Here is a 12426-nt window from a genome sequence, read left to right on the forward strand (position 1 = left end):
GAACGGCTGATCAGTCGTCGAGCGGATCCAGGATGACGACGGGGATCTCCCGATCGGTCTTCGTCTGATAGTCGGCATACTCGGGGTAGATGGCCACCAGCTTGGCCCAGAGGTCCGGCTTCTCCTCCTGGCTCGCGGTCCTCGCCGTGGCCCGGAACCGACGTGCCCCCACCTGCACGTACACCTCGGAGTTCTCCCGCAGATTGAGGTACCAGACCGGATGCCTCGGTGCGCCTCCGCGGGAGGCGACGACGACGAACCGCCCCTCGTCCTCGCCATAGATGAGCGCCGTCCTGCGCCAGGCGCCGGACTGCCGCCCCTTGACGGTCAGCAGCAGGAGGGGAACACCGGGACGGAACTGCGGGCTCGCGCCGTCGGTCGCCACGTACTCCGCGATCTGAGTCGCGACCCAGGCGGTGTCGTTGTCAATGGGGTTGAGGGGGTCTGTCCCCGGCTCTATGCTCACCATCTGAGGCTACTCCGCGCCCGAGAACCGGGCCGCCTCGGCGCGGAGCGGCGCGCGCCGAATGGTGTTGCGCTGATCGCGAACGCCCTTTCGGGTTACGGTGAGACACCAGTCACGCGAGGGAGAAGCATGGAAACCTGGCCAGGATCGGCCTACCCGCTCGGAGCGACCTTCGACGGGAGCGGAACGAATTTCGCGCTGTTCAGCGAGGTCGCCGACAAGGTGGAGCTCTGTCTCTTCGGCGACGACAACGTCGAGACCCGCGTCGAGCTCGTCGAGGTCGACGCCCACGTGTGGCACGCCTACCTGCCGCTCGTGCAGCCGGGTCAGCGCTACGGCTACCGGGTCACCGGCGAATACGATCCGGCCACGGGCAAGCGCTGCAATCCCAACAAGCTGCTGCTCGATCCCTATGCCAAGGCCACCTGCGGCGACCTCGACTGGGACCAGTCGCTGTTCTCCTACAACTTCGGCGATCCAGACTCGCGCAACGACGACGACTCCGCCGGTCACATGATGATGGGGATCGTCATCAACCCCTTCTTCGACTGGGCCGGCGACAGGCATCCGCGGGTCCCGTATCACGAGACCGTGATCTACGAGGCCCACGTCAAGGGCCTCACCAACCTCCACCCCGAGGTGCCGGAGGACCAGCGCGGGACCTACGCGGGCCTCGCCCATCCCGCGATCATCGAGCACCTGCAGAAGCTCGGTGTGACCGCGCTCGAACTCATGCCCGTGCACCAGTTCGTCCAGGACTCGACGCTTCTCGACAAGGGACTGCGCAACTACTGGGGGTACAACACCATCGGCTTCTTCGCGCCGCACAACGGCTACTCCTCCACGGGGGACGAGGGCCAGCAGGTGCAGGAGTTCAAGGGCATGGTCCGCACCATGCACGACGCCGGCATCGAGGTGATCCTCGACGTGGTCTACAACCACACGGCGGAGGGCAACCATCTCGGGCCGACCATCTCGTTCCGCGGCATCGACAACGAGGCCTACTACCGTCTCGTCGAGGACGACGAGCGGTTCTACATGGACTACACCGGCACCGGCAACTCGTTCAACGTGCGTCACCCGCACTCCCTGCAGCTCATCATGGACAGCCTGCGCTACTGGGTCACCGAGATGCACGTCGACGGCTTCCGCTTCGATCTGGCCTCCACCCTGGCCCGCGAGTTCTACGACGTCGATAAGCTGTCGACCTTCTTCGAGCTCGTGCAGCAGGACCCGATCGTCTCCCAGGTGAAGCTCATCGCGGAACCGTGGGACGTCGGACCGGGCGGATACCAGGTGGGCAACTTCCCGCCGCAGTGGACGGAATGGAACGGGAAGTACCGCGACACGGTTCGGGACTTCTGGCGGGGGGAGCCGTCGACCCTCGGGGAGTTCGCCTCGCGCCTCACCGGCTCGGCCGACCTCTACGAGGACGACGGTCGTCGTCCCGTCGCCTCGATCAACTTCGTCACCGCCCACGACGGCTTCACCATCGCCGATCTGGTCTCCTACAACGAGAAGCACAACGAGGCGAACGGCGAGAACAACAACGACGGGGAATCCCACAACCGCTCCTGGAACTGCGGTGTCGAGGGGCCGACGACGGATGTCGCGATCCTTGCGCTGCGGGCGCGCCAGCAGCGCAACTTCCTCGCGACGCTGCTGCTCTCGCAGGGCGTCCCGATGATCCTGCACGGCGACGAGCTCGGCCGCACCCAGCGGGGCAACAACAACACCTACGCCCAGGACTCCGAGATCTCCTGGGTGCACTGGGACACGGCGGACACCCCGCTGATCGAGTTCGTCTCCGCGCTCAGCCGACTGCGAAAGGAGCACCCGACCTTCCGCCGCCGCGGCTTCTTCGACGGCCGGCCGGTCAAGCGCGGCGAGGGCGAGCCCATGCCGGACATCGTCTGGCTGACCCCGGCGGGGACGGAGATGGCCGAGGAGAACTGGGACTCGAGCTTCGGGCGCTCGATCGGCGTCTTCCTCAACGGCAACGGCATCCCGAGCAGGGACGCGCGCGGGCAGCGCATCAGCGACCGTCACTTCGCGATCTTCTTCAACGCCCACGACGACGCCGTCGACTTCACCCTTCCGAGCGCCGAGTTCTCCGGGGCCTGGGAGATCGTCGTTGACACCGCGGGGGCGGAGGCCGACTCGGCCGTCCGTCGCGCCGGGGATGTGATCCCGGTCGTCGCGAAGTCCCTCGTCGTCATGCGGGAGTGGACCAGTCCCGAGGTCGACACCGACCACTCCGTCGCCGCGTCGCTGAGCTCCCTCGCGGGAGCGGCTCCCACCCAGACCCAACGACCGGACGTGGGCTGATGAGAGTCCCGCTGTCCACCTACCGGCTGCAGATCACGCCGTCGTTCGACCTGCAGGCGGCCGCGGCCCTCGCCGACTACGTGCACGAGCTCGGCGCCGACTGGCTCTACCTCTCCCCCCTGCTCAAGGCGGAGGATGGGTCGGATCACGGCTACGACGTCACCGACCATTCCCTCGTTGACCCCGCCCGCGGAGGAGCCCAGGGGCTGGATGCGGTCTCCGCGGCCGCCCGCCGCCTCGGCCTCGGCCTGCTGATCGACATCGTGCCGAACCACGTCGGCGTCGCCACCCCCGTGCAGAACCCGTGGTGGTGGGACCTGCTGAAGCACGGCCGCGCCTCGCGATACGCCGAGGCCTTCGACGTCGACTGGGACTTCGGCGGCGGCAAGGTCCGCCTGCCCGTGCTCGGCGACGACTCCCTCGACGAGCTCGAGATCGTCGGCGACGAGCTGCACTACTACGACCACCGGTTCCCGCTCGCCCCCGGCACCGCCGACGACGGCGCCTCCGCGCGGGAGGTCCACGCGCGGCAGAACTACGAGCTGATGAACTGGCGACGGGCGGACGCCGAGCTCAACTACCGCCGCTTCTTCGCCGTGAACAGCCTGGCCGGCGTCCGCGTCGAGCTGCCCGCCGTGTTCGCCGAGTCGCATGCCGAGATCGTCCGCTGGATCGAGAATGGCATCGCCGACGGCCTGCGGGTCGACCATCCCGACGGCCTCGCCGACCCGGGCGGCTACCTGGAGCGGCTCGCCGCGGCGACCGGCGGCGCCTACGTGCTCGTGGAGAAGATCCTCGAGGGCGACGAGCCGCTGCCCGCCGCCTGGGCGAGCGAGGGGACCACGGGCTACGACGCCCTCGCCGACATCGACCGGCTGTTCGTCGATCCGGACGGCCAGGCGCCGCTCGACGCCCTGGACTCGCGGTTGCGGGCCAGCGATGGCCCGGTGTCACTGCCGGAGCTCATCCACGAGACCAAGCGCGCCGTCGCCGACGGGATCCTGCGCTCCGAGGTCCTGCGCCTCGACCGCGAGGCCCGCGCGGCGATGGGGGACCTCGCCGAGGATGCCCCCGTCGCCGACACGATCGCCGAGCTGCTGGCCTGCTTTCCCGTCTACCGCTCCTACCTCCCGCTCGGCGCCGAGCACCTCGAGGCCGCCGCCGCGACCGCGAGGATGCGCCGCCCCGACCTCGCCGAGACGGTCGACCTGCTCCTGCCCGTGCTGAGCGACAGGACCCAGCCGGCCGCGATCCGCTTCCAGCAGACCTCCGGCATGGTCATGGCCAAGGGCGTCGAGGACACCGCGTTCTACCGCTACACCCGCCTCACCTCGCTGACCGAGGTGGGGGCCGATCCGGCGGAGTTCTCGATCGGGGTCGACGAGTTCCATCGCCGTCAGCAGCGTCGCCAGGCCGGCCATCCGCTCTCCCTGACCACCCTCTCCACCCACGACACGAAGCGCGGCGAAGACGTCCGTGCCCGCATCAGCGTGCTCGCCGAGATCGCCGCGCAGTGGGAGGAATCGCTCTCCCGGCTGCGGGAGGCGGCCCCCCTCGGCGACGGACCGCTCGAGTCCCTGCTCTGGCAGGCCGTCGTCGGCTCCTGGCCCGCGAGCCGGGAGCGACTGCACGCCTACGCGGAGAAGGCCGCCAGGGAGGCGGGCGACTCCACCGGGTGGACGGATCCGAACGAGGAATTCGAGACGCGGATGCACGCGCTCGTCGATTCGATCTTCGACGACGAGAACGTCGCGGCCCTGGTCGCCGGCCTGGTCGAGACCGTGCGGATGCCCGGCTGGAGCAACTCACTGTCGGCCAAACTGATCCAGCTGACCGCGCCGGGGGTTCCCGACGTCTATCAGGGCAGCGAGCTGTGGGAGACCTCCCTCGTCGATCCGGACAACCGCAGGCCCGTCGACTTCGACGAGCGTCGGCTCTACCTCGCCGCGATCGACGCCGGCGCGAGACCGCCGATCGATGCGACGGGGACGGCGAAGCTGCTCGTGACGACCAGGGCCCTCCGGCTGCGCCGCGACCGTCCGGAGCTGTTCACACGCTACGTTCCCCTCGCCGCGGTCGGCCCCGCCGCGAAGCACGTCGTCGCCTTCGACCGCGGAGGAGCGATCACGGTGGCCACCCGCCTGCCGATCGGCCTCGACCGCGTCGGCGGATGGGCCGACACCCTCCTGCTGCTCCCCGGGCGACCCGTGACCGACGTCCTCACCGGTCGACGGTTCGACGGAGGGGAGACCGCGCTGTCCGAGCTGCTCGGGGACTACCCGGTCGCCCTGCTCGTCATGGACGGGGAGGGCTCATGAGCTTCGAGGTGTGGGCGCCCGCCGCCGCGACCGTGAGGCTGCTGCTGGACGGCACCGGGCATCCGATGGTCGCGGTCGGCGACGGCTGGTGGTCGGCGCCGGAGGGGCTGACGGGCGCCGACTACGGCTACCTGATCGACGACGACGAGAAGCCGCTGCCCGACCCGCGCTCCCGGAGGCAGCCGGAGTCGGTGCACGGCCTGTCGCGCACCGTCGATCCCGGCGCGTTCGTCTGGAGCGACGAACGCTGGACCGGCCGGCAGCTGCCGGGAGGAGTGATCTACGAACTCCACCTCGGCACCTTCACCCCGGAGGGGACGCTCGAGGCGGCGATCGGCAGGCTCGATCACCTCGTCTCGATCGGCGTCGACTTCGTGGAGCTGCTGCCGGTCAACGGGTTCAACGGCGACCACAACTGGGGTTACGACGGGGTGCTCTGGTACACGGTCGACGAGACCTACGGCGGTCCGGCCGCCTACCAGCGCTTCGTCGACGCCTGCCACCGGCGCGGGCTCGCCGTCGTGCAGGACGTCGTCTACAACCACCTGGGGCCGAGCGGCAACTACCTGCCGCGCTTCGGGCCATACCTGCGCGAGGGAAGCGCGAACACCTGGGGCGCCTCGATCAATCTGGACGAGCCCGCCGTTCGCCGCTACATCGTGGACAACGCCCTCATGTGGCTGCGCGACTACCACGTCGACGCCCTCCGGCTCGACGCGGTGCACGCGCTCGTCGACGACTCCCCCAAGCACATCCTGCAGGAGCTGGCGGAGGAGGCGGATGCGCTCTCCGCGTTCCTCGGGCGCCCGCTCAGCCTGATCGCGGAGTCCGATCTCAACGACCCCCGGCTGATCACGCCCCGCGAGGGCGGCGGCTACGGCCTCACCGGCCAGTGGAGCGACGACTTCCATCACGCGGTGCACGTCGCCCTCACGGGCGAGACCACCGGCTACTACGCCGACTTCGAGCACCTCGACGCGCTCGCCAAGGTCCTCACCCGCGGGTTCTTCCACGACGGCACCTACTCCTCGTTCCGCGAGCGGGACCACGGGCATCCGATCGTCACCGCGACCATGCCCACCTGGCGGCTCGTCGTGGCGAACCAGAACCACGACCAGATCGGCAACCGCGCCGTCGGCGACCGCCTGTCTTCCCGGCTGGACCGCGGGCAGCTCGCGATCGCCGCGGCGCTCACCCTGGCGGGGCCGTTCACCCCCATGCTCTTCATGGGCGAGGAGTGGGGAGCGACCACGCCATGGCAGTTCTTCACCGCGCATCCGGAGCCGGAGCTCGGCGAGGCGACGGCGAAGGGCCGCATCGCGGAGTTCGAGCGCATGGGCTGGGATCCGGACATCGTCCCCGATCCGCAGGACCCGGACACCTTCCATCGATCCAAGCTCGACTGGGACCAGGCGACGGCCGCCGGTCACTCCGAGCTGCTCGCCTTCTATCGCGGGCTGGCCGCGCTGCGGCGGGAGCGCCCGGACCTCACCGATCCGCGGTTCGACCGCGTCTCGTGCGAGTTCGACGACGAGCAGAAGTGGTTCGTGGTGCACCGCGGACTGACGAGCATCGTGGTGAATTTCGCGGACTACCCGATAGCGCTTCCCGTCGGCGGATCCGTGCTGCTGGCGAGCTCCGCGGACGCTGGGGCATCCGAGTCGGAGGTTGTGCTTCCCGGCCACTGCGTGGTCATCCTCGCCCGATCCGCTCCGGCGACCGAGGCGGATCCGCCGACCGACTAGGTGTACTGGGTCGGGACGTTGGTGACAGTTCGGTTCTCGTGTCTCCCGTGAATGCCCGACTCACTCCTTGGGGAAGAGCTCTTCTTGTCGCATTCTTAGGCTGAGGCAGGTCGATGAGTGTTCATGCCACTAACCGCAAACCGTTCAGTTGCGAATCCGCAATCTGTTCATTCCGGGTGATCTCCCGCCTCTGCGTCTCGGCGGAGTTCCGCGCGTTCGCCACCAACGCGCACCGCCCGATCACCGACTTCCTGCGCGCGGTCGCCGCCGATCTCGCCTCGCGGACTCCCGGCCGGGGTGTCGGCGTCATCGGCATGTGCTTCACCGGCGGCTTCGCGCTGGCGACCGCCGTCGACGAGTCGGTGCTCGCCTCCGTCGTCAGCCAGCCCGCCGTGCCGTTCCCGCTCGGCAGGGCGCGGAGGATCGACCCCGGCCTCTCCGCGGCCGAGCTCGACCGGGTCGCCCTGCGCGCGGAGGAGGGCGCCGTGTGCGCACTCGGTCTGCGGTTCAGCGAGGACGGCACCGTGCCACGCGCCCGGTTCGAGGCGCTCGCGGCTCGGCTCGGAGACGCCTTCGAGATCATCGAGCTCGATTCCTCACCCGGCAATGCGGGCGGCTTCCCGGCACGCGCCCACTCCGTGCTGACGAGTGAGGTGCGGGACGTGCCCGGGCATCCGGCCCTCGCCGCGCGGGAGCGGGTGGTCGCCTTCCTCCGGCAGCGGCTTGCCCCTACCGCCTAGACGCACGTCCCCCGGGCGCACGCCCCGTGTCCGGCGGCCCCTCGTGCCGGTCCTCCTCCGGCGGTCGCTCCTCGTAGTCGATGCGATGCGCGTTGCTCGCGTCGCCGCGCGGCGGGCCGGCGGAGAGCAGCGATGCCGGCCGGATCATGCCGCGGCCGAAACGGGCGGTCACCGCGTCCATGGTGTCCTCCGCGTCGCGCCAGCCCTCGTCGGTGTCCCAGAGGCCCGGCTGACATCCCTCGCCGTCCGTGAGCTGCTCGACCCGCACCCCGATCAACCGCACGGCGCGGCGGGAATCGAGACCCTCGTAGATCGACCGGACCTCCTCGTAGATACGGCGCCCGACATCCGTCGGCTCCGCGAGCGTGCGGGAGCGGGTGATGGTGCTGAAGTCGGCATAGCGGAGCTTGAGCACGACCGTGCGACCGGTCCAGCCACCCGCGCGCAGACGAACCGCGACGGCGCTCGACTGACGCAGCAGCTCGCGGCGCAGCGTCTCCACGTCCGAGGTGTCCACCTCGAAGGTCACCTCGTGCCCCACGCTCTTCTCGATCGACCGGGTGGTGACCGGGCGCGGATCGATCCCGTTGGCGAGGTCGTGCAGCTTGCGGCCGGATGCCTCTCCGACCGCGCGCTGCAGGGCCGCGAGCGGCGTGCGGGCGATGTCGCCGATCGTGCGCAGGCCGCGCTTGCCGAGCGACTCCTCCGTCGCCGCGCCGACGCCCCAGAGCGCCCCAGCGGGCAGCGGATGCAGGAAATCGAGGGTCTCCTCCGCGGGAACGACCAGCAGCCCGTCGGGCTTCGCCCGCCCGGAGGCCAGTTTCGCGACGAACTTGGTCGACGCGGCACCGACCGAGCAGTGCAGCCCGGTCTCGTCGAAGACGCGCCGGCGGATCAGCTCGGCGACCTCGGCCGGCGGCCCGAACACCCCGCGCGCGCCGGCGACGTCGAGAAAGGCCTCGTCGATGCCGAGCCTCTCGACGAGCGGGGTGATGTCGTCGAAGATCGACATCACCGCGGCCGAATAGTGGCGGTACTTCTCGAAGTGCGGCTCGAGCACGATCGCGGTGGGACACAGTCGCATCGCCTGGGAGAGCGGGATCGCCGACCGCACCCCGAACTTGCGCGCCGGATAGTTGGCCGCCGTCACGACGGCGCGGGCGGAACGACCGGCGACCACCACCGGAAGATGGGCGATCTCCGGCCGATCGAGCAGCTCGACCGAGGCGAAGAAGGCATCGAGATCGACGTGCAGGATGGTCGCGGTGCTGCTGTCGACGGAGGTCGCGCTGACCTGCCGATTGCTGCCGTCCTGTTTGCTCATCCCGCCCTGCTCATCCCACCGGCAATCTACCCGAGACCGCGGACATCGGAGTGGGGATCGAGCAGAGTCAGCAGCCTGTCGACGGTGTTCTGATTGCGGGCGGTGATCGTCCCCGGGAACTGGCCCCAGAAGGACTTCGGCACCGCCGTCCGCTGGCTGCCGTCCGGCATCCACTGGTAGACCGCCCCGTCCCCGACGACCAGGGCCTCCGGCGCGAGGTCCGCCGGATCCGGCACCCGCACGGTCTCGGGGTTCCGGGAGAGGAAGGTCACGAAGAGCTTCGAGCCGTCCCTGTCCGCGCTGAGCAGCGGATTCGCGGAGGCGATACGGACGAAGGTCTCCGCGTCCAGCAGCAGCACACCGGAGCGCACGCCGGTCTCCGCCAGGATGCCCGCCTCGAAGGGACCGGCGGCATCCGCCCCCAGCCCGTCCGGGGCGTCGAAGATGACGTTGCCGCTGCGGAGGACCGTCGTGACGTTCTCCGCGCCCTCCCGTTCGAAGACCTCCGCCAGCCGCGCCATCGGCACCGCCGTCGACGGGCCGACGTTGATCCCCCGCAGCAGGGCGACGTATCTGGTCATCTCCCGAGGCTACCCACGCGCGGGCCGCGGCAAAACGGGCATTTCGTCGTGGTCGCCCGGTCGACACCGAACCGTTCACCATTCGCGCGTAAGTTGGTCACCATGGAATTCAGGTATCTCGGAAACAGCGGACTCAAGATCTCGGAACTGACCTACGGCAACTGGCTCACCCACGGCAGCCAGGTCGAGAACGAGACGGCCACCGAATGCGTCAAGGCGGCCCTGGATGTGGGCATCACGAGCTTCGACACCGCCGATGCCTACGCCAACACGGCCGCGGAGAAGGTGCTCGGCAAGGCGCTGAGGGGTGAGCGTCGCGAATCGCTCGAGATCTTCACGAAGGTCTACTGGCCGACCGGGCCGAAGGGTCCCAACGATTCCGGACTCTCCCGCAAGCACATCCTCGAGTCGATCGACGGTTCCCTGCACCGGCTCAAGACCGATTACGTGGACCTCTACCAGGCGCACCGCTACGACCTCGAGACGCCTCTGGAGGAGACCATGCAGGCCTTCGCCGACGTCGTGCGCCAGGGCAAGGCGCTCTACATCGGCGTCTCGGAGTGGAACGCGACCCAGCTGCGCGCCGGTGCCGCCCTCGCCAAGGAGCTCGGCATCCAGCTCATCTCCAACCAGCCCCAGTATTCAATGCTGTGGCGGGTGATCGAACCGGAGGTGATCCCCGCATCGCAGGAGCTCGGAATCTCCCAGATCGTCTGGTCGCCGGTGGCGCAGGGCGCGCTCAGCGGCAAGTATCTGCCGGGAGCCCCGCTGCCGAAGGGCAGCCGGGCGACGGACAAGAAGGGCGGGGAGAGCACCATCAAGCGGTTCCTCGCCGACGACGTGCTCGGTGCCGTCCAGAATCTCCGCCCGATCGCCAGCGAGGTCGGCCTCGACCTGGCTCAGCTCGCCGTCGCCTGGGTGCTGCAGAACCCGAACGTCTCCGCGGCGATCATCGGCGCCTCCCGCCCGGAGCAGGTCGTGTCGAACGCGAAGGCCTCCGGTGTCGTGCTGCCCCAGGAGACCCTCGATCAGATCGACGCCGTGATCGGCCACCTCGCCGACCGCGATCCGGCCAAGACGGTGTCTCCGGAGACGCGTCCCGGCTCCTGAGCCGGATTCGATCGAAACATTGTGTAAATTTTTGTGACATGTCACCTATTTCGGAATACTCCGCGGGTTTATGCGCTTGCATGGGACTATGACCAACACAACTGACATCCACCCCGATTACGTCGCCGGCACCTGGAAACTGGACCCGGCCCACTCCGAGATCACCTTCTCGGTGAAGCACCTCGCGATCAGCAAGGTCCGCGGCTCGTTCGAGAACTTCGATGTGACTGTCGTCACCACGGAGGACCCGAAGGACACGACGATCGAGGCGACCGTCGAGGTCGCCTCCGTCAACACGAACCAGAAGGATCGTGACAACCACCTCCGCACGAACGACTTCTTCCTCGCGGACGAGTACCCGACGTTCACTTTTAAGAGCACCAGCGTCTCCATCACGGGCGAGGACCTGACCATCGTCGGCGACCTGACCCTGCGCGGCGTCACCAAGTCGGTCACCTTCACCGGTGAGCTGGGCGGCGTCGCGACCGACGCCTACGGCCAGCTCAAGGCCGGGGCGACGGTGAGCACGAAGATCAATCGCAAGGACTTCGGCGTCAACTGGAACACCGCCCTCGAGGGCGGCGGGTTCCTGCTCGGCGATGATGTCACCATCAACGTCGAGGTGCAGCTGACCCTGCAGAAGTAGCCGCACCCACAAAAGGGCCCCCGCGCCGTGGGGGCCCTTTTGTGTGCCCGCGGCGTTCCCGCCTTCGCCGACAGGCGGGTCGTCGGGCCGCGGTCAGCGGTGCTGGTCCACCTCGTGGTCGGCGTGCTCCTCCGGCTCGAGCTGGAAGGTGGAGTGGGCCACGTCGAAATGCTCCGACAGGCACTCGTCGAGCGAGTCGAGCAGCGCATCCGTTCCTCCCCGCCCGAACACCTCCTGCTCGACGACGACGTGCGCGGAGAAGACGTTCGATCCGGGGGTCATCGACCAGACGTGCACGTCGTGCACCGACACCACCCCGTCCTGGCGGAGCACGTGCTCACGGATCATCGCGACGTCCGTGCCACGGGGCGTCCCCTGGCTGAGCACCCGGAGGACGTCCCGCAGCAGGGAGAGCGCGCGGGGCAGCACGAGGGCCGCGATCGCCAGCGAGGCGATCGAGTCGGCCCGCTGGAAACCGGTGAGGAGGATGACAACACCGGCCGCGATGACGGCGAGCGAACCGATGAGATCGCCGAGCACCTCGAGGTAGGCGCCGCGCATGTTGATGGAGTCCTTCGCCCCCCCGCGGAGGATGAGCACACCCGCCGTGTTGGCGACCGCGCCGACGACGGCGACGGCGAGCATGAGCGGAGCCTGGACATCCGGAGCGGCCGTCGACAGCAGCCGCTGGATCGCCTCCACGGTGATGAAGGCGACGACGACGAGCAGGATGGCCCCGTTGATGAAGGCGGCGAAGACCTCGCTGCGCCGACGCCCGAAGGTCTGCGAGTCCGTGGCCGGCCGCGCGGAGATCACCCCGGCCACGAGGGCGACCAGGAGACCGGCGAGATCCGAGAGCATGTGGCCGGCGTCCGCGAAGAGCGCGAGCGAACCGGAGAGCAGACCGCCGACGACCTCGATGACCAGCACGGCAGACACGATGCCGATCGTGATGAGCAGGCGCGAGCGGTTGGCCCGTCCGGCGCCGGGGTCGACCCCGTGGCCGTGGTGTCCGTGCTCCGCCGAGGTATCCATCACCTCAACTCTAGGAACCGGAGCGGGGGCATGCCAGTGTTCTCGCTAGTCGGGAATGAGGACCGTTCTCGGAAGGCTCACCCGGCACGGCCGGCAGACCGCATACTGGTGACGTCCGTGTCTGCTGTCAGCG

General features: G+C 69.1%; 10 protein-coding genes. 6 read left to right on the plus strand and 4 right to left on the minus strand.

Annotated elements, in window-relative coordinates; genetic code table 11:
* Window positions 1–10 precede the first annotated feature (10 nt).
* Window positions 11–466 carry a nitroreductase family deazaflavin-dependent oxidoreductase gene (locus tag VGC18_RS12305; protein ID WP_331097773.1) on the minus strand — a complete coding sequence of 152 codons (456 nt, stop codon included), beginning with the start codon at window positions 464–466 and terminating at the stop codon, window positions 11–13.
* A 129-nt stretch (window positions 467–595) separates the two neighbouring features.
* Between VGC18_RS12305 and glgX the strand changes: the two genes are divergently transcribed.
* The 4 genes from glgX (at window position 596) to VGC18_RS12325 (ending at window position 7597) form a co-directional block, all read left to right on the plus strand.
* On the plus strand, window positions 596–2794 hold the full coding sequence (gene glgX, locus VGC18_RS12310) for a glycogen debranching protein GlgX (protein WP_331097775.1): 2199 nt from the start codon (window positions 596–598) through the stop codon (window positions 2792–2794).
* The gene (gene treY, locus VGC18_RS12315; protein WP_331097777.1) at window positions 2794–5112 is read left to right on the plus strand and encodes a malto-oligosyltrehalose synthase; all 2319 of its coding nucleotides are present in this window, start codon (window positions 2794–2796) and stop codon (window positions 5110–5112) included. The genes glgX and treY overlap by 1 nt, the downstream gene beginning before the upstream one ends.
* A complete protein-coding gene (gene treZ, locus VGC18_RS12320; RefSeq protein WP_331097779.1) occupies window positions 5109–6857 on the plus strand; it encodes a malto-oligosyltrehalose trehalohydrolase in 1749 nt (582 codons plus the stop codon). The genes treY and treZ overlap by 4 nt, the downstream gene beginning before the upstream one ends.
* Before the next feature lie 176 nt (window positions 6858–7033).
* Window positions 7034–7597, plus strand: a complete 564-nt coding sequence (locus VGC18_RS12325) for a hypothetical protein (protein WP_331097781.1) — start codon at window positions 7034–7036, stop codon at window positions 7595–7597.
* Here the strand turns inward: VGC18_RS12325 and dinB are convergent.
* Together dinB and VGC18_RS12335 are read right to left on the minus strand one after the other, a co-directional pair.
* Window positions 7587–8921: a DNA polymerase IV gene (dinB, locus tag VGC18_RS12330; protein ID WP_331097783.1), complete on the minus strand. Its 1335-nt coding sequence runs from the start codon at window positions 8919–8921 to the stop codon at window positions 7587–7589. The two genes, VGC18_RS12325 and dinB, sit on opposite strands and share 11 nt — an antisense overlap.
* Before the next feature lie 26 nt (window positions 8922–8947).
* On the minus strand, window positions 8948–9502 hold the full coding sequence (locus tag VGC18_RS12335; RefSeq protein ID WP_331097785.1) for a DUF1697 domain-containing protein: 555 nt from the start codon (window positions 9500–9502) through the stop codon (window positions 8948–8950).
* A 102-nt stretch (window positions 9503–9604) separates the two neighbouring features.
* Here VGC18_RS12335 and VGC18_RS12340 point away from each other — a divergent pair, with 102 nt between their 5' ends.
* Entirely contained in the window at window positions 9605–10612 is a 1008-nt protein-coding gene (locus VGC18_RS12340; protein WP_331097787.1) for an aldo/keto reductase family protein, read from the plus strand.
* 88 nt (window positions 10613–10700) lie between these two features.
* The gene (locus VGC18_RS12345; RefSeq protein ID WP_331097789.1) at window positions 10701–11258 is read left to right on the plus strand and encodes a YceI family protein; all 558 of its coding nucleotides are present in this window, start codon (window positions 10701–10703) and stop codon (window positions 11256–11258) included.
* Between the two features lie 93 nt (window positions 11259–11351).
* Here the strand turns inward: VGC18_RS12345 and VGC18_RS12350 are convergent, their stop codons facing one another.
* The gene (locus VGC18_RS12350; protein ID WP_331097791.1) at window positions 11352–12293 is read right to left on the minus strand and encodes a cation diffusion facilitator family transporter; all 942 of its coding nucleotides are present in this window, start codon (window positions 12291–12293) and stop codon (window positions 11352–11354) included.
* Window positions 12294–12426: the final 133 nt, after the last annotated feature.

The sequence above is a fragment of the Lacisediminihabitans sp. genome, from assembly GCF_036404185.1.
In the GTDB taxonomy this organism is placed as follows: Bacteria; Actinomycetota; Actinomycetes; order Actinomycetales; family Microbacteriaceae; genus Lacisediminihabitans.

Coding starts and splice junctions, on each gene's coding strand:
- VGC18_RS12340 (WP_331097787.1), top strand. CDS start 9,605: ATGGAATTCAGGTATCTCGGAAACAGCGGACTCAAGATCTCGGAACTG.
- treZ (WP_331097779.1), top strand. CDS start 5,109: ATGAGCTTCGAGGTGTGGGCGCCCGCCGCCGCGACCGTGAGGCTGCTG.
- VGC18_RS12350 (WP_331097791.1), bottom strand. CDS start 12,293: ATGGATACCTCGGCGGAGCACGGACACCACGGCCACGGGGTCGACCCC.
- glgX (WP_331097775.1), top strand. CDS start 596: ATGGAAACCTGGCCAGGATCGGCCTACCCGCTCGGAGCGACCTTCGAC.
- VGC18_RS12345 (WP_331097789.1), top strand. CDS start 10,701: ATGACCAACACAACTGACATCCACCCCGATTACGTCGCCGGCACCTGG.
- treY (WP_331097777.1), top strand. CDS start 2,794: ATGAGAGTCCCGCTGTCCACCTACCGGCTGCAGATCACGCCGTCGTTC.
- dinB (WP_331097783.1), bottom strand. CDS start 8,921: ATGAGCAAACAGGACGGCAGCAATCGGCAGGTCAGCGCGACCTCCGTC.
- VGC18_RS12335 (WP_331097785.1), bottom strand. CDS start 9,502: ATGACCAGATACGTCGCCCTGCTGCGGGGGATCAACGTCGGCCCGTCG.